Source organism: Armatimonadota bacterium (assembly GCA_016223145.1).
Classification (GTDB): domain Bacteria; phylum Armatimonadota; class Fimbriimonadia; order Fimbriimonadales; family Fimbriimonadaceae; genus Nitrosymbiomonas.
On the sequence record JACRPN010000011.1, the window covers coordinates 254,090 to 271,538 of the forward strand.

The following is a 17,449-nucleotide window of genomic DNA, read 5'->3' on the forward strand; positions in this document are numbered from 1 at the left end:
CTCAGTCATCGGTTTCGTCAACATCCGCGTAGAAGGGGACGGGAATCACTGCGGACCAGCCAGATCGCATCTGCCAAGCACCATGACAAACGGTCTGTCCACAGGTCTTGGAAACTGTCGCGCCGCGCCTGTTAAACGCGTTGGTGACACGACGAGAAGGATGCTTCGGCTCTCCCGATCTTGGGACAGACACCATTGCCGTGAAGCGCTTCTGTGTGTCTCCTACAATGGGGCCAACCAGTCGATTCAGGATCGTGGGACCGACATTTCGCTTGCTTCCATGATGCGGGATCTGCACAAAGTCAAAGTCACCGAGGGTGATCCTTGCCCGGTCGCAGATGTCACACACGGCCGTGAGAGCTGGCACTCCAGCGTCGCCCGTCAGCAGCATCTTCTTTTTGTCTAAGTACAGGAGAGTGACCACGCTGGAGTTGTTCTCGGGGCCAGTCCCCTCAACAGGGTCGACCAATTCATCGGCATCCCAAGTCTCCTTGAACCAGCTTGCGGCGCTCTTGAAGGTGTCCTTCAGCGCCACGCCGAGGGATGCGGCTTGGGGGGTGGATGTGAAAAGTGGAAGCAGAGCTTGATAGTCAGGGAGCGTTGGGCCCAGGATGGTGACGAACGGCGAGGATGTTTCTGCGCCTGTAAAGGGCTCGACAATCGGGATCTCGTGTTCGAGGGACAGCTCGTATAGATCGTGGATGCCCTGAAGGCCCTGCTTGATCCGCTCACTAAGACTGGTCGCAGTAATCCTGCCATCGTGGAACAGATGAAGAATATCGTCGGAGTGTTCCCATGGCAAATGCATCATTAGCAGATTAACGTCAAGCTGTTCCAAGACGAAGGAAAGACCTGCCGAATGGTCGACGTGCGGGTGGGTACAGATGACCAGGTCGACAGTCTCAGTCTCGTAGAACTCCCTGATATGGTCAACCAACATCTGGCCGGTTGCTTTTGTCCCTCCGTCTATGACTCCGACGAATTGGCCAATGTCGTCGGCCCAGTACCGAAAGCAGATGGCATCGCCGCCCTTGGAATCGTCACCTACTGGAAGAAAATCGAGTTGATAGGTCACAGGTCACCAGTGCCACCGATTTTACTATGTTCCCCGGGCAGAGAACCTCTTCTCGTTGCCAAGTTGCGATGAAGATAGCGCGCTTCTTCAAGCCGACTCCCACAGAACGCTCCGAAGCCAGCAATGCTCACCGATCGGCTGCGTTAGGAATCTGTTGCCGACTTTGCCAGAGGGTCCAATTGTCAGCTGAGAACGTGTATGCAAGTCGAGCCGATGTGTCCATTGCTCGGAGATCTGAGGAGACACGTCCCTATTTCAGGCGGGTCAGATGAGCTCCTTTCTCTGGAGCTTCTGAAGCGCGCTGATAACCCACTTGTGATGACGACGTAGCTGCTCCACGTAGTTGCGGTCCAGACGGTACTTTTCAGCCAGGTCGACGCCGATGTGCTCGTAGAGCGACAATTCGCCGTGCGGCTTGAGCCCATCGTGACACGCCGTACATAAAGTGATGAGGTTCTCGGCTTCGGTTAGGCCTCCAGTGCTCCAGGGCGTGATGTGATGGACCTCCAGCTCGACCTGAACGTCGTGACACGGCCGTTGGCCGCAGATCATGCACCTCATGGAGTCTCGCTTCAGCACGTCCATCCGCGATCTTCGTGTGGGCGCTCGGTGAAGGAGGCTTGGGTCAACGGAGCTCGCGGTCACGTATCCCTTCGTGGTGAGAGTTGCGACTGCACCGCCTTCGATCTCGGCCGGGAAGTGATCCTGGGCGATGCGGCTCTCGATCAGAGCATGGCCACCCCAAAGCTGCCAGATCCTGAACTCATCTTCCGAATTGACAATGACTGGCGGCTCGCCTATTCGCTTGAGCACAGAGCGCATCTTCTCCGGCTCGACGAGGGAAGCCGCTCTGATCTCAAGCCTTGGTTTCCCTTCCGTGAATCCGGTCCAGTGGCTCTGCCAGGAGAGCGTGCTCGGTCCGCCCTCATTGCCAAGCAGCGAGAACTGATAATAATCGCCGTCCTTGGTCGGCTCTTGTAGATACATCCTGGCTAGTTGGGTGTCGAAATCCATCTTTGTTCAAACAACTATCTCGAATTCGTGAAGCTTGAGCCACGAAGCTGCCGGCAAACTCAAATGCAGTTGCTTCCGTGCCACTACATTTGCGCCGTTTGTGGTAGCGATTACGCTGCGATCAGAGATGTCCAATCCCGATCGCAGCGCAACTGCGTCCACAAAATGCCACAACCGGATCCTGGCCATCATGGCTCATGTGCCGAGATACAGCTTTCGCGGCACCTCCCGCCTGGCCGCTGATGCCGGCGTTTCTAAGTCAACGATCAGCCACCTGGCGCGGGGGCTGAATAACCCCTTGTACATCACGGTGCGCCAAGTCGTCAAGTGCCTGGAGTTCCAGCTTGGCCACGTGCTGCACTGCGATGAGGTCGTATCGCTCGACGGCAAGTACTCGACTTCATCGGTCTGCCAGCTCTGCGGTTTCATCTGCGGCCGTAAGGGCTGTCTGCCAGATTCGGTCTACGAAGAGGATGGCTCACGCAAGAGGGGCTTTGAGAGCCTGGTTCCTGGTACTTGGACGGGAGACGTGGATGAGTTCAAGAAGTCGGCAGTAAGCGAGTCTGAGGACCCGGGAACAGAATGAGATTCTTAGGGCGACAGCCGCAAAACAGAAGCTGCAGCAGCAGCGGCCGCAACAGCAACAGCGCATTTAATACTCTGATGGCCAAAATGCAGAGTTTGAGCTTCCGGCCGTTCCAAATATGCGTCCTGCTTTGGCTGGGCGCCAAGGGCTTTGGGAATATACGCCCACTGGGGCGCCATCACCAGAAAGGTCGAAGATCCCGAGGTGGCGCCGACTTCCTTGCCAAGGTTCCGGGTTCAAACGTTGGGGTGGCCATTCAGATCAGGCACTGGAAGACTCCGGTCCAGCGCAGGGCGGTTGATGAGCTCTGGGGGTTCATGCTCAGAAACGGCGTGCCCTCGGGCCTGATCGTCACGAACTCGAGCTTCATGAAAAGTGCCCCGAAGGCCGTTCCAGAATTTGCTGGTCGGCCGATCCAGTTGGTGTCATGCCGCGATCTCTGCTCTTCAATGGCCTCACTGGAACTGGGACTTCGCAAGCAAGGCCAGCAGTGGATTCTCGACGAGTCGTTCTTTCGGTCTGTAGACCAGCTCTGTTTCGCCTCAACACTCGGGAGCGGCTCTGCTTGCGCAAGATCGGCGAGAATTCTGGCTGCAAAGTGTCACCTGCCAGACCTGGGTGGTGAAGCCGGCTGCCCTGACAACCGACCGTCCAGCTTGACTGCCTGGATGGTGCTCGCCGCTGCCATCTTGGTGGTCGGCCTCGTCTTCTGGCTGAAGCTTGGAGTACGGCCATGACCGACCTCAGCCCGATTAGCGAGATTCAGCCTGGCTTTCGCCGCGTAGGCCGTGGCAGGAAGCCCACCCCAGACGATGACTCGCTGAGCGAGAGGGATCAGCTCGTCCTGGAATTGGTTCACTTCGGCATCAGCCTGCGAAAAGCCGAGAGCCTGGTGAGTGGCTTCCCAGAAGACCTGATTCGTAAGCAGCTTCGGTGGCTGCCCATGAGAGCCGCCAGAAGGCCGGCATCGCTGCTGATCGCTTCCATCGAGCACGACTATGACGCCCCAGCCTATGCCAATGATGAGTAAAGAGGTCAGTCCAATTCAAGGCACGACCCCGGTCTCGAACCTCTTGCTGGACAAGATCATGCCCAGGCTCCGGGACACCGAAATTCGCATCTTGCTTGTAGTGTCTCGGCAGACGGTCGGCTGGCTTCAGGCTGACGGCACCCGAAAGAAGGCCGATTGGCTGTCCCACTTCCAACTCAAACGCAAAACCGGCCGGTCCAGCGCCGCCATCAGCAAAGCCATTGACGTACTGGTCAGAGCCAAGTTAATAGTTGTTCGGGATTCGTTCGGTGTCCCGCTGATGAGCGCCCGCGCCCGGCGGCAGTCCCACTCCCGTTTGTGCTTCAGTCTCAACGCCGATTTTGGGCGAATTCGCATATACAGAAAGGCTTCACATGCACGAAAGCAGATTTCAAAAAGAAGGAACGACAAAACAAAGTTATACAAAGACAAACAACAGCACGGTAAGAGAAGGGAGCATTCCTCAGGGCAAGCGTTCGGAGAGGTTGTCAAGCGAGAGCAGCCCTAATGGACGGAACGGCGGTGGCGACTGCCAGGCCGATCCTGCGGTCCATACATCTCTCGCTTGAGAAGGGCATTGCCCCATGTTCCGGGCTTCTCGATCTCTCGGCCGAACTCAAAGAGAACCCTCTTTCGCTGACAAGCGGCGTAGAGCAGGCAGGTGTGCAAGAACCGCGAATCAAAGCTGAAGGAGTCCAAACTGACCTTGATAGGCTCCTTTCCGGCTTGCTGAACAAGGTCAACGAATTCTGGAGCCCGTCGCTCGACTTCCTCGGCCATGTGAAGCGGAATCTCAATCATGACCGGAATGTAGCAAATCCCTTCGGGTCGGGCAAGCACTCTCAAAGACGCGCGGCCCTGCTCGCCTTCGATTGAGATGGCCCTACCTCTTCCCAACGGCGAGGACGTGAAGGCTTTCCAGGACTTGTACAAAGCGAAGTTCTCTTTAGAATTGTCTAGCGAAGAAGCCTATGAGGTGGCTAGAAAGGTAATTGGAATCGTATATGTCCAACGAAGATATCCGGTACTTCCTCTATGCAAGGAAGAGCTCTGAAGGTGAGGACAGGCAGATCCAGAGCATCCCTGACCAGGTTTCCATCTTCACGCGCATCGCTGAGAAAGAGAAGCTGATTCTTGTTGACGTGCTCACGGAGTCCAAGTCCGCTAAGACACCTGACAACCGGGACGTCTTTGCGTCGATGGTTAGGCGCATCGAAGCTGGGGAAGCTAACGGCATCCTAACCTGGAACGCCAACCGGCTCTTTCGCAACCCTGTCGATGGCGGCAAGATCCGCTGGCTGCTCCAAGAGGGCATCATCCAATCGATCCGGACCATTGACCGGGAGTTCAGGCCGAGTGACAACTCCCTGCTCCTAGCTGTTGAGGAAGCAAGCGCCACTCAACAGGTCCGGGAACTCAGCGTCAACGTCCGCCGCGGCCTTCACGAGAAAGCCGCCAGGGGTTGCTGGCCGACTCAGGCCAAGCCCGGATACCGAAACGCTATCCGGATCGTCGAGGGCAAGGAGATTCGGAGCATCGAGCCTGATCCTGAGCGATTCGCCCTGCTCAGAAAAGCCTGGGACCTGATGCTCACCGGGGCCTACTCAGTGCCCCAGGTTTTGGCCGAACTGAACGGCTGGGGCTATCGCTCATTGCCAACACGCGGGGGCGGCGGGTGCAAGCCTATGACTAGGTCGGCGATCTATCGGCTCTTTGACAGTCCGTTCTATTCCGGGAGGTTCTTCTATGGCGGCGATTGGCGCACCGGCACCTACAAGCCGATGATCACCCAGGACGAGTTCAACCGTGTCCAGGATCTTATCAAGGGCACGAACCGGATTCCTCGCCAGAAACAGCGCTTCGCCTACACTGGCCTCATTCGCTGTGGCGTCTGTGGTTGCCAGATCACCGCTGAAAGGAAGGTCAAGCACTACTGGACCACCGGCCGAACCGTCGAATACGTCTACTATCGTTGCACTGGCAGGCGGGGCTGTCCGCTCAGAAGCGTTTCGGAGGAGTACCTGACGCGGCGCATCTTCGGCTTGCTCAGCACCTGGCGCATCGACGACGATGCCAGAACCCTCGCTGAACGGGCGATCGAGCGGGAAGAACAAGCCAGTTACGTCTCGGCCGGAACAGTCCGGCAGACAAAGGAAGCGACCAGGCAAGACTTAGAGCGGCGGCTCAACTCCTTGTACGTCATGCGGGAGAATGAGGAGATCTCTTCCGAGGAGTTCGTTCAGAGAAAGAAACGGTACGCGGATGAACTCGGCAGCATCGATCAAGCTATCGCCCGGACAGGCGACCTGGGGGCCAACAATGCCCGTGCCGTTCGTCAGGCCGTCCAGTACCTGAACGACGCGCCGCCCAAGTTCCCGAACGCGTCGCTTGACGAAAAACGCGAGATCGCTTCGGTTCTCGCGGCCTCCTACGTTCTCACTCTGGGAAAGTTCTCGATCAGGCCAGACCCAACATTGCTCAAAGTGGCGACGTTAGAACCCCTCAAAACGGGTTCTCATCAGGTTGGAGGAAGTGGTTCAGACCCCGAAAGTCCCAGTCAGCGGAGAGGGTGGGACGCTATTAGAAGCCTGTTGACAGGTTCGGAGCTTAGTTTCGAGTATCGAACAACCCGGACCTTCGCTGGTGAGGAGGCCGCATGAGCGCCCATGCAGTTGAAGCCGTAGCACAAGATCGCCCGCCGTGCAAATCCCGTTGCATGCAGTCCGCGTTAGTCGACAGCGCTGACCAATCACAGGAGACTGTTGGGCAATGAGCAAAGATCGTTTCATCCAATTCAAGCGTGACTACTACGCCATGACCGGCACGATGGCCCGTCTCGGCATGGAGAAAATGGCAAAGTCCGGCATCTATCCTCTGCGCCTGCCGATTGGCTATCGCCGAGTCTATGAAGATGGGGGTGAACGGATCGAAATCGATCAAGTGACGGCACCGTTAGTTCGGCTTGCTTTCAAGCTGGCCGGTCAAAAACGTTCTTCTTTGACGAAGATCCTCGCCGTGGTGCGGGCAAGGGGGCTGAATGGCCATTCCCGGACACCAATCACCCGAAGCGCCCTGCACCGAATGCTGACGAATGGGTTCTACGCTGGGGTTCTCCACCGGAAAGGGGAGAGCTTGGAGGGAGCGCACGCGCAGCTAGTTAGCGGTGGAGCCTTCCGGAGCGTCCAAGACGAGCTGTCGCGCCGGAGGAAGTGACCAGCGGTCCGGTTCGCGGAGTATACGGGGCAGCAGGTGATCCGGTCCCATAGGTTTCGACAAGATAAACAAAGCGCTGCCTTGACCGACGATCCTATCGAACGTAAGCTCTTGGTATGGTCGGATCTGTCTTTCGTCGACTTCGGGGCCTCGCCCAGGCTACAAATTGGCTGAAAACAGCTCGCGTGCAACTGAGACCCGACCTTTTAAGGCTATACTCCGTCTCAATCTCTAAGCCAGGATGGCAAAAGCGAAGAACATGAGCAAACCGCCCCGAGACCCACGCCGCCAGGAAGAAAGTCGACCTACGCCTGCACCTGATCAAGATCCGGGTGCAGATTCGGAAGGGACCCAAGCACTGGATATTTCGCTACTTGAAGTCTTGGGACCAAAACAGAAGGGATCTCGGAAGAGACTCAGGGCTCTTAAGCCTACGGTGGCCGTGATCATGGGCAGCTCAAGTGACCTTGGCATCATGGAAGCAGCTACGTCGATCTTGGAGCGCTTTGACGTGCCGTACGACACTGAGATCATCAGCGCCCACAGGACGCCAACACGAGTGCTTGAGTTCGCTTCTACCGCGCGAGAAAATGGTTTCAGGGTGATCATTGCTGGGGCGGGCGGCGCTGCACATCTCCCCGGCATGGTGGCTGCACACACGACACTTCCTGTCATTGGGGTCCCCGTACCAACCCGCAATCTAGGCGGTCAAGATTCCCTATACTCGATCGTACAAATGCCGGCCGGCGTTCCAGTTGCAACGGTCTCGATCGGCGGTGCTGAGAATGCGGCAATTCTCGCGCTCCAAATTTTAAGCACCTCCAATAAGCGAATTGCAGACAAGCTAAGGACTTTTAAGGAACAACTGGTAAACAAAGTGTGGAAGATGAATGAGGACCTTAAGGCGCAACGCGAAGGTCGCTCGGATCCAGATAGTGGTTCACAGAAAGCGATATAATACCGTGTCGCCAAATGCAAGAGTTGGAATCGTCACCTGCTATGAAGGTGACTTTGCGCACATGAGTCCTGCGATCGATCTTCTCGACAAGTTTGAAGTGTCGTTCGAGATCGTTGCCATCGATCCGATTGGAGTTCCTGAACGGGCTACTCAGTACGCTGAGTCAGCTCGTGAACGAGGATTGAAGTTTATATTGGCTGGTACCGGCGATGCCCCGAATCTGCCGCTGATCCTCGCGAGCCATACGACCTTGCCAGTTCTCGGTGTGCCCTTGCCTTGCCACTTCATAGAAAGCGGTAACCCTTCTTACTCGATGGTCCCGAGTTCTAGTCGCGCTCCAGTTGCGTCAGTCTCCTCCGGCGATGCCCATAGCGCAGCGCTTGTAGCGCTAAGAGCTCTTGCTATTGAGGATGAGGAGCTTAGCGCGAAGTTAGACGAGCTTCACGACTGACAAGAGCAGACACGAATTCGCAGAGGAATTCGTCCCATCAACCCTAGGCACATGGCTCGGGGAGGTTGTGCCGATAGCGACTGAAAAGCTATTGGTCTGCCCCTGGTCTGCCCCCATTCCTGAAGACAACTTAGGAATAGTCCTCCGTTGATATTGACACGGCGTAGCCCGACCGGAGTCTGCAATCCGCGTCCCGACGGTCCAGGACATGGCGGCCACTGCCGGAGGCAGGTAGGCAAGCGACGAATGCGGCCTTTGCTCGTTGTAGAACCGGCGAAACACCGCCAGCTTCACCTGAGCCTCGGCCAGGTTGTGAAACACTTCGACGTCCAGAAGTTCCGCCCGAAGCCTGGAAACGAAGCTCTCGGCATGGCCGTTCTGCCAGGGCGAGCCCGGTTTGATGAAGCGGCTCTCGGTCCCCGACTGCGACAGAAACACGGCAAGGCTCCTCGAGATGAACTCCGAGCCGTTGTCGCTTCTTAAGAACTTCGGAGCGCCGCGGCTTTCGAACAGAGCCTTCAGCACGGACTGCACCCTCAAGGATTTGAAGCTCGTCGCCACCTCAAGAGCAAGGCACTCCCTCGTGAACTCGTCGACGATCCCCAGAGCCTTGAGCTTGGTTCCGTTCAGGCAGGCATCGAAACAAAAGTCCAGGCACCAGACCTCGTTGGGAGCTTCGGGGGCCAAGGGAACCTGACTGCCGGTCCGCTTCTTGCGATACCGCTTCATCCTGCCCAGCCTTTCTTCCTTCCAGATCCGGTGGACCCTCTTGACGTTCAGAGGCTCGAACTGGCCCTTCACGAAGGCGTGGGCCATCCGGTACCCCATGTTCGGCCGCCAGACCTTCTTCAGGGCTTCTCTGAGCTCTGTGCAGCGGTCAGGCGCCGGCTCTCGGTACGGCCCAGCGCTCGATATCCCCACAATCCGGCAGGCTCTTCGGGCCGTCACACCCCGCTCCATCAGAAACCTCGCTCCCGCGACGGGTTCGGGAGCGCGAGCCCGTTTTTTCGGAACAGCGCCTTCACCGCGTCGATCTCAAGATCCCGCTCGGCCAGCAGCTTCTTGAGCTGGGCGTTCTCCTTCTCCAGGTCTCTGAGCTGGCGTAGGTCGTCGGTCTGGAGCCCCGCGTACTTGCGCTTCCAGATGTAGAAGGTGTTGACGCTCACCCCGTGGTCCTTGCAGATCTGAGCCTGCGTCTTTTGGCCGGAGCTGGCCTCTTGCAAGATCCGAACGATCTGCTCCTCGCTGAATTTCGACTTCCTCATGGTTCCTCCCAAGGGCCGGGAGGACTACTCTTTCAGCGTCTTCCGATTTGGGGGGCAGCCCAGGGCGGCTCACAAGCAGGCAAGCCTCCGGAGTTAAGGTTATTGATAAGTGGGAACATGTCAGTGCCACATTCCCTTTGTGAACAGAAAGCTATGTTCTGCCTGGTCGGTCAGCCAACAATCTCAGGATGCCAGCCTTCTTGCCTTCCGGACCCGAAGCGATCTCTACATAGTCCGCTGGTGTAGAACCATTTAGATCGCGTGCCTTTATGTCTGAACCCAATCTGACTAGGGCTCTTATGGCGTCGCCGTCAAGATTCCTACAAGCAAGCATCAACGGAGTGACTAACTGCCAGTTCCTAACATCAGGAGTTCCTGATCGCTCCAATACAAACCGAACACACGGTCCCACGAACCGCCAATTCGGCGAGAGACCACCTCCTCGTACTAGCTCATGGGCAATCGTATTTCCCTCGCTATCCCTCACTAGGGTAGCGGCACCGAATCTGGCAAGCATGCGAACTACTGACACGGACCCACGACCGTACCACAACGGAGTCAAACCATCTACGTCAACAGCGTCAACTACCGCCCCACGCTGTAGCAGGAGTGATAGCGCACTGCAATTCCCTGACAGAGCCGCATAGTGCAAGGGAGTCCGACCCTCGACGTCCGCACATTTGGAGTCGGCACCACAATCAAGGAGCACTTGCATCTGCTCAGTTGTGCCATGCCAACTTGCAAAGTGAAGCGCCGTCAATCCGTTGCAATCCTGAATCCCAACTTGAGTCTTGTTCAAAAACTGTGAGAGGATGCGTAACTGTGTAGCCTTCTTTGAGCCTAACACTGCCAAATGAACAAGAGTGTGGCCATCTGTGTCCTGCTGAGAAAGTACTTTGCGGTTCGATTCAATGGCACGAACCAGCCGGTCCTTCTCCCAATTAACCATAGAGCTCAATTGAGCATCGACACCTAACGTTGCTTGACCAGCAGCGCAAAGAACGAGACTTAGCAACATCAATGACATTTGTCAACTCCAAGGATCAGTATCGGGGCATTCATTGCCAGGCTTTGATGTCCACTTGAATCTTTTGAACGGATCCGGATAATTCCAGCTAGCTAGTACTATCTTGCCCTTGGCAGTCTGACAACAGGAGTAGCCAATGTTGTACCATCGCACCTGCTTACCTTCGTTCAATGTAACTCCCGACCGCTTAATCAAAGTTCCATTCTGGTCATCGTATTGAAATCCGTGCTCCCTAGGCTTGAACCCACGATAATACGCAACTCTAGACTTCCACTCAAAGTGGGCAAATGTGCAGTCTGCTCGACCGTCATATCTCCAAGCATCTATAGGGGCAGGATATGGATGAGGGTCCTCCTTAGGGGGAACATATCTTCTGCCAGTAAACTCCCATGCCTCCCAGAACTCGTCATCCATCTTTACAATTAGATCTGGGTTCGTATCATCACAAACTCTCGACTGCTTGTGCATTGGTCGACATTTGCAAACTCGAATCGATACTTTCAAGTGCTGCACGATAGCGCCAGGGCCAGAGTATTTGCCGTCTGTCGGAAGCTTCCAGTAGAGAGACCACTCAACTCCTCCACATTGGAATCCGTCTTCCTTATGGTCCGTGGCCCAGACTTCTTCCGGACTTGGTCCTTGCCCCATGGGCCCAATTGGATTTCCCATAGCCATTGTGCGCGAATACGGCGATAAAGGAGCTAGCATAACGCCTGCGGTTTGAGAATAGGTCCGGGACTGCCACCAAGATAGCTGAAACGGCGTGGTCCTTACCTGATTGCAACCGTTCCATTGAAATGTAGGATCGGGTCCATTGCCGGTCTTCGCGATTCGCCCGCCATATGGCTTGTAACGGTAAGTATTTTCCACAGCTTGTGCCTGGTCGACGGTAGCGGTGACAGATCCCAAGGAGTCGCTCAGATAATCCGTAAATGAGCCTCCAGTCTCTTGACCGGTGATCACTCCATCCTCAGTGAAGTAGTTCGTTGTGGCCATTAGGCTTTTCCCGGCAAGCAGTCCTCACCATCCCAAACCTGCCTCGTATGTAGCATCACCCGGTACCCTCACCCGCGTCTTGCCGTCGGCGTTGTACTAATAGCTCACAAACAGGCCGTTGATTGCTCTTAGCACCTGCGCTTCGTGTCACCGCCAAACCACGAGGTTGTTGACAGTCGAGAACACACTGCCACCAATCGAACTTGCCATAGCTTTTGGCGAGCATCTGCCTGTAACGAGCCTCAGCACGCATATCACCTTCTTCAGCGGCACGTTGTGTTAACCACACAAGAGCTCGCATCGACGGTAAGGTTTGTCGCATCTGGAATAGCTCGAAGACTCTCTCGACCTCTCTCTTACGTAGAGCGACTGGACTTGCCAACGCGTATAGGTACCTCAGATAACCGTAACAGCGATCAGACTGGGAACTCTCTTTTTGGAACTCTGCTGACGCTAATGCGCGCGCGCAAGCAAGTCTTGAAGACCGCAAGAGATCCTCCGTCTGCGCATTACTCTCTCCGGAGGCTGATAAAGCCCCTACGACCCTTGATTGACTGTAATAGGTGAGTGCGACTCCTAACTTAGTCCATTTGGACCAGTTCTCGCTCCACTGTTGTCTTCCGGATAGAAGTTCGTTGATCGGAGTGTATTTTGTTGCAGTTAGCAACTCCGTAGCATAAGCCATAGCCTCGGTCGTGTTGAAGGCAAAAGCGACCGGGTTCCTGTGAGGAATGGTGTCCACGAGCACATCGACCCAGATAAACCGGAATGGGACATTACCTGAGTGTCCGGGATAGCGTACAAGTGGAGTCCTGTCAGGTGCGTTGGTGCCCCCTGTTTGCAGCTTGCTGGTAAGTCGCGATTGAACATACAGAGCGCACTTTGAGTGAGAGGCCGAATCACGGCAAGGGGAGTGGACCAAGATCGTCAGCAACACGATAGCAATCATGATACAATGTTACCTAATGTTGGTTTTACACTTTCCCTGTTCGTCAATGATTAGCGACCAATGCCAGGAAGTGCAGGAAGCTTTGGAGGCAGGTGGAGAGTTAGGCTCTGGACCACAATGGCAGCAAGTCGTAATAGTATGATCAATGCCAATCTTACCAATGCCGGGTTCAAATAGCACGAAACCTACAGTAGCGCGCTGAAAAGTCGTAGCGCAGTCCAGGGGCACCACTTTGGGAAATGAGTAGTAGCCCAGGCAGTCTAGGCCCCGCCAATGGAAGTGATAGCCATCGTCTAAACGTCTAGGTGATTTATTGTCCTCTATGTTTGACAATAGGCAGGGCGTTGCTTGATCCCCATCAGAATGGTCCAGATAATAGTCTATTCTTCCCTTCTGCATATCCACACCGACGAAATTTGTGAATTCGGTTCCAGATAGCCACTGTGGTATTGACATTGGGCAACTGGAATCTTCACAAGTGAAATCACAATCAAACCAAAGCTCTGCTGCGCAGAGAATCTCGAGGCCGTGCTTCTTAGGTGAATACTCAGTTTTTTCACGCTTCTCTCCGATCTTGATCTTAGGCTTGCTAGATACACACGCGCGCTGTCTCGATGAGGTGGGGTTAGTCTCTGTTGGAGTGGTTGGAGCTTGATGGGATCTAGTCAGGATGCTATCTTCAAACACGAAATACACCTGCTGCCGTCTTCTGTACACGGCTTTCGAGTGTAGGCCAGCGGCGTCGAGTATTTGGTTTTGCCAGCGAATCCTGGGCTCATCACCAACTCCTGAACTGCTGAGGGTTGCGCCGTAGGGCTTATACCGATAAGTATTGACGACGGTCTGGTTTTGGTCGACTGTCGCTGTCACTGAACCCAAGGCATCGGTTAAGAAGTCCGAGGACGTTCCTCCGGTCTCTTGGCCGGTGATGACTCCGTCTTCGGTGAAGTAGTTCGCGGTCGGCACTTACGAGCGCTCCTGTACGTAGTCCTCGCCATCCCAAACGAGCGTTGTCCTTACGCCTCCGGTCAGCTCCACGCGCTTCTTGCCGTCGCCATCGTAGAGATACGTCACGACGCTCGAGCCGTTGTAGAGTCTGAGTCTGTTTTCCATATCATACGACATCGTTGTTCGGTCTCCGTTTGGGTCTTGGACTTCAGTCAGGTTCCCGTTGGCGCTGTAAGTATAGGTGGTCTTGTTGGCTCCGTTCACCATCGAGACCATTCGGTTGCCGGCATCATAGCTCCAAGTGGATACCGATCCCGTCTCCGAGGATGTGAGGCGGTTGTCGGACCCGTCGTACGAGTAGTCGTAGGTGTGGGCGTTGGTTCCGGCCGTGGCATCCTGGGTCAACCGGTTCTTGGCATCGTACGAATAGGTCGTCGAGGCGCCGTTGGCATCGAAGATGGACTTGCGATTGCTAGCCTCGTCGTAGGTGAAGGTGAATCTCTGCAGGACCGCGCCTCCGCTTGTCTCGTCGATAATCGAGACGATCTGATTGGCGGCGTCATACGTGGTTCGCTTCTTGACGGCAGAGGCAAGGAGAACCGTGGTCTTCCTGCCGGCTGCGTCGTACTGATACGTTGACTTGGACCCGTTTGGCCTCGATGCGGTCTCCAGCCTGCCGTCATCATCGTACGTGAATGTTCGGACGCCGTTGTCGGGATCGGTCAGCTTCGTCCTTTGGCCGACAGCGTCGTAGGAATAGGCTTGCCTGAGCGTCCCTGGGTCGGTCTTGCCGGACACGCGGTTCACGGCGTCATAAGCATAGGTCGTGTCGCCGGTCGAATCCTGCATGGTCGTCCGGTTACCGACAGCGTCATAGGCATAGGTGACCTTGGTTGCGTCTGCATAGTCGATGCCCGTGGCACGGCTAACGGCATCGTATGTATAGGTTGTCAGGTCTCCGGAAGGGAACTTGCGGGTGGAGCGCCTGCCAACCGCGTCGTACGTGTAGGTGGTCCGGTTACCGAGTTGGTCGACAATGGCGGAGAGCTCACTTCGATTCGTATAGACCTGCGTGATGAAGTTGCCGCGGGCGTCTACGATCGTGGTGTTCCGGCCGTCCGCGTCGTATTGGGACGTCGTAACAAATCCCAACTGGTCCATCGTACTGACCAGACGATTGACGGCATCAAAGCTGTTCGTCACTCTGTTTCCACGGGCATCCAGGACCCCAGTTTGGTTGCCGACGGCGTCATAAGAGAAGGTGGTTCGGTAGCCGAGCGGGTTGACGACGGCCTGGACTCTGCCGGCGTCATCGTAGACGGTCGTGGATGTGTTGCCAAGTGGATCGACGTTGGCCGTCTGTCTTCCTACAGCATCGTAGACATAGCTGGAGAGGTTGCCTAGCGGGGTGGTCGTGGTCACCGTTCGTCCCACGGCGTCGTAACCGGTCTTCCACATCTTGCCGAGGGCGTTCGTCATCGACACCTGGCGCCCTGTAGCGTCATAGCCGTAGGTCGTGAAGTTTCCGAGCGCATCTTGAACCGCCTGCGTTCTCCCGGCATTGTCAAAGATGTAGGAGATGCGGTTGCCCTTGGCATCCTGAACCGCAGTCTGCTGGCCGGCTGCGTCGTAGACATAGCTCGTCCGGTTCGCAAGGGCATCGACCGAAGCCGCGAGCCGGTTTGAATCCGAACTGAAGACGCTTGTTGAGATGTTGCCGAGCGCATCTGTGACCGTGGTTCTGTTCCCAGCGGCATCGTACAGATAAGTCGTCAGGTTGCTTAGCGGGTCCAAGCTTGCCGAGACCTGGCCAGCCGCGTCATAGACCGTCGTCGAGCGAAAGCCGAGAGGGGTAGCCTGGGCCGTTTGTCTGCCCACGGCGTCGTAGAAGTAGTTGGACGTATTTCCAAGTGCATCGATCGAGGACACCACGTCGTTCCTGGCATTGTAGACCGTGGTGCTGATATTGCCTCTGGCATCCTTGACCGTCTGCATCCGGCCGCTGGAGTCGTAGGTGTAACTGGTCCGGTTGCCAAGCTCATCCACGTCGGCGGTCTTCTGTTTGGCCGCGTTCATCACGATCTGCCGCGACTTGCCTAGGGCGTTGGTGACCGTGGTCAAGTAGCCCATGTTGTCGTATTCGTAGGTCGTAACGTTGCCAAGGGCGTCCTTCACCGTGGAGCGATTGCCGAACCGGTCATAGGTGTAACTGGTGCGGTTGCCGAGAGGATCCACCTCTGCAGCCAGCAGGCAGGTGTCATAGACATAGGTCCAGCGGTTGCCCAAAGGATCGATCATCGCCGTCCGGTTGTCACCGTCGTCATAGATGTAGGTGGTCTTCCTCCCAAGAGGATCGGTCGTGGTTTCCAGCCGATTCAGGCTGTCGTAAGTGTTGGTGACGATCCCGCCGTCCGAGTGGATGATCGAGGCGACGTTGCCAGAGGAATCGTAGTTGTAGGTGGTTCGAAGGCCACGGCCGTCAACCGATGCCGTGTTCTGGCCGTCGCCGTCGTAAACCCACTGGGTCACCCGGCCGAGGGGATCGGTTGCCCGAATGCGGTTTCGGCTTCCGTCATAGCCGAAGGTGCTCGTGTTGCCAAGCGCATCGATCTGTGTGGTCAGGTTTCCTGAGGAGTCGTACTGATAGGTCGTCAGGTTGCCGAGGGCGTCAGTCGACTTTGTGACGCGGCCCATGTAATCAAAGGCATGGCTGCACACCGTGCCGGCCGGGACCTCTTCCTTCGTCTGAAAGCCGTTGGAATCGTAGCTGTAGGTGGAAGTGTAGCCTTCCGGATGCTGGATCTTGGAGATCCGGCCATTGGAGTCGATGACGTTTGTCGTTCGGGCTCCAGTCGGGGAGATAGCGACCGAACCGTTGTACGTGGCCGGGAAGGCGCCGCCGTACTGATACGTCCAGATTCCGGAACCGGCTGCCATCGAGGTGACTCTACGGTTCGAGTCGTACATGTAGGTCGTCCGGTAGCCGCGGGGATCCTCGATGGCGTGGACCATCGTTGTGCTGCCTGTGCCGGCCAAAGAGTAGGCGTACTTGGTCGTGCAGCCCATCGGCGTGATCATCGTGGTCAGATACCGCTGGGAGTCATATTGAAACGTCCAGCGGCGTCCCGACCAGTCTTGGACCGAGTCCAGAAGAGAGGTTCCCGTGCTGGCGGCGTAGTTGAAGGTGACGACCTTGCCGCCCGGTTCCTGGATCGACTTCAAGAGCCCCGACTCGACGCCCGAGCCGTAGACGTACGTGGTCGCCAGCCCAGACGGCAGCTGCACTTTGGTGACTTCGTGCTTGGAGCCGCTCCCAGTCTGGTTCTGATAGATCATCTTGAGGCCGCTGGCGAACTCCTCCGTGAACTTGGTGCCGTCATAGATCAGCGTCGTGCCGCTGTTCATGAGTGAGTTGGCGCTGTAGGTGGTGATCCCTCCGGATGCGCCCACCTTAGTGAAGCCAAAGGCAGTCTCATCACCGCGCATGACGGTGACGATGCCGGGCGCACTGGTCTGGGACTGGATGAAGGCGTTGACGCTGGCAGAGCGGCCTTTGCCATACGGTCCATCGTTGCTGGAGAAGCTCCCGTAGAAGAAATCGATCGCGATATTGAACTGCTTGGCTTTGAGCAGGATCTCGGGATCAATCTTGAGCTCTCCAGAAACGGGGTTGGGAACGGGTCGATAGGGATGGGTCTCGACAGGATCCGCTTTGATTCCCAGACTCTGAGCTTCGTCGAGATAGGTGTATTCGGTATTCATGGAACGAACTCGGAAATGTTCTAGTCAGGCGTCTTGCTCCAGGATGGTCATTCGATGGGCCAGCAAACGGTAGGTGAAGAGCCATCCTGGCCTTTGGGGGTGTAGGAGGGCGAACTCGGCGTTGGGAGTCCGCCTGCGACGGCGCCCATGCAAACGTTTTGCAATGCAGGACCGC

Annotated in this window: 16 protein-coding genes; 8 read left to right on the plus strand and 8 right to left on the minus strand. The window is 56.2% G+C overall.

Going from position 1 to position 17,449, the window contains the following annotated elements; translation table 11 throughout:
• Nucleotide 1: 1 nt before the first annotated feature.
• Together HZC36_09850 and HZC36_09855 are read right to left on the minus strand one after the other, a co-directional pair.
• Nucleotides 2-1,075 (minus strand): MBL fold metallo-hydrolase, encoded by a 1,074-nt coding sequence (locus HZC36_09850; protein ID MBI5707277.1) that lies wholly within the window; start codon nt 1,073-1,075, stop codon nt 2-4.
• Between the two features lie 264 nt (nt 1,076-1,339).
• Nucleotides 1,340-2,062 carry an HNH endonuclease gene (locus tag HZC36_09855; protein ID MBI5707278.1) on the minus strand — a complete coding sequence of 241 codons (723 nt, stop codon included), beginning with the start codon at nt 2,060-2,062 and terminating at the stop codon, nt 1,340-1,342.
• 61 nt (nt 2,063-2,123) lie between these two features.
• Between HZC36_09855 and HZC36_09860 the strand changes: the two genes are divergently transcribed.
• From HZC36_09860 to HZC36_09875, 4 genes are all read left to right on the plus strand, one after another.
• A complete protein-coding gene (locus HZC36_09860) occupies nt 2,124-2,675 on the plus strand; it encodes a hypothetical protein (GenBank protein MBI5707279.1) in 552 nt (183 codons plus the stop codon).
• A gap of 77 nt (nt 2,676-2,752) precedes the next feature.
• Nucleotides 2,753-3,412 (plus strand): restriction endonuclease, encoded by a 660-nt coding sequence (locus tag HZC36_09865; GenBank protein ID MBI5707280.1) that lies wholly within the window; start codon nt 2,753-2,755, stop codon nt 3,410-3,412.
• Entirely contained in the window at nt 3,409-3,705 is a 297-nt protein-coding gene (locus tag HZC36_09870; protein ID MBI5707281.1) for a hypothetical protein, read from the plus strand. The genes HZC36_09865 and HZC36_09870 overlap by 4 nt, the downstream gene beginning before the upstream one ends.
• Nucleotides 3,695-4,213 carry a replication protein gene (locus HZC36_09875; GenBank protein MBI5707282.1) on the plus strand — a complete coding sequence of 173 codons (519 nt, stop codon included), beginning with the start codon at nt 3,695-3,697 and terminating at the stop codon, nt 4,211-4,213. The genes HZC36_09870 and HZC36_09875 overlap by 11 nt, the downstream gene beginning before the upstream one ends.
• Here the strand turns inward: HZC36_09875 and HZC36_09880 are convergent.
• On the minus strand, nt 4,210-4,506 hold the full coding sequence (locus HZC36_09880) for a hypothetical protein (protein ID MBI5707283.1): 297 nt from the start codon (nt 4,504-4,506) through the stop codon (nt 4,210-4,212). The genes HZC36_09875 and HZC36_09880 overlap by 4 nt on opposite strands.
• Before the next feature lie 203 nt (nt 4,507-4,709).
• Here HZC36_09880 and HZC36_09885 point away from each other — a divergent pair, with 203 nt between their 5' ends.
• From HZC36_09885 to HZC36_09900, 4 genes are all read left to right on the plus strand, one after another.
• On the plus strand, nt 4,710-6,365 hold the full coding sequence (locus HZC36_09885; protein MBI5707284.1) for a recombinase family protein: 1,656 nt from the start codon (nt 4,710-4,712) through the stop codon (nt 6,363-6,365).
• 109 nt (nt 6,366-6,474) lie between these two features.
• Nucleotides 6,475-6,918: a recombinase family protein gene (locus HZC36_09890; protein ID MBI5707285.1), complete on the plus strand. Its 444-nt coding sequence runs from the start codon at nt 6,475-6,477 to the stop codon at nt 6,916-6,918.
• A 448-nt stretch (nt 6,919-7,366) separates the two neighbouring features.
• A complete protein-coding gene (gene purE, locus HZC36_09895) occupies nt 7,367-7,876 on the plus strand; it encodes a 5-(carboxyamino)imidazole ribonucleotide mutase (GenBank protein MBI5707286.1) in 510 nt (169 codons plus the stop codon).
• 4 nt (nt 7,877-7,880) lie between these two features.
• A complete protein-coding gene (locus tag HZC36_09900) occupies nt 7,881-8,327 on the plus strand; it encodes an AIR carboxylase family protein (GenBank protein MBI5707287.1) in 447 nt (148 codons plus the stop codon).
• Here the strand turns inward: HZC36_09900 and HZC36_09905 are convergent.
• The 5 genes from HZC36_09905 to HZC36_09925 all read right to left on the minus strand — a co-directional run bounded on the left by HZC36_09905 (nt 8,307) and on the right by HZC36_09925 (nt 17,274).
• Nucleotides 8,307-9,287, minus strand: a complete 981-nt coding sequence (locus HZC36_09905; protein MBI5707288.1) for an IS3 family transposase — start codon at nt 9,285-9,287, stop codon at nt 8,307-8,309. The two genes, HZC36_09900 and HZC36_09905, sit on opposite strands and share 21 nt — an antisense overlap.
• A complete protein-coding gene (locus HZC36_09910) occupies nt 9,287-9,592 on the minus strand; it encodes a transposase (GenBank protein ID MBI5707289.1) in 306 nt (101 codons plus the stop codon). The genes HZC36_09905 and HZC36_09910 overlap by 1 nt, the downstream gene beginning before the upstream one ends.
• Before the next feature lie 151 nt (nt 9,593-9,743).
• Nucleotides 9,744-10,619, minus strand: a complete 876-nt coding sequence (locus HZC36_09915; GenBank protein MBI5707290.1) for an ankyrin repeat domain-containing protein — start codon at nt 10,617-10,619, stop codon at nt 9,744-9,746.
• A 3-nt stretch (nt 10,620-10,622) separates the two neighbouring features.
• Entirely contained in the window at nt 10,623-11,033 is a 411-nt protein-coding gene (locus HZC36_09920) for a hypothetical protein (GenBank protein MBI5707291.1), read from the minus strand.
• 2,497 nt (nt 11,034-13,530) lie between these two features.
• Nucleotides 13,531-17,274, minus strand: a complete 3,744-nt coding sequence (locus HZC36_09925; GenBank protein ID MBI5707292.1) for an RHS repeat protein — start codon at nt 17,272-17,274, stop codon at nt 13,531-13,533.
• Nucleotides 17,275-17,449: the final 175 nt, after the last annotated feature.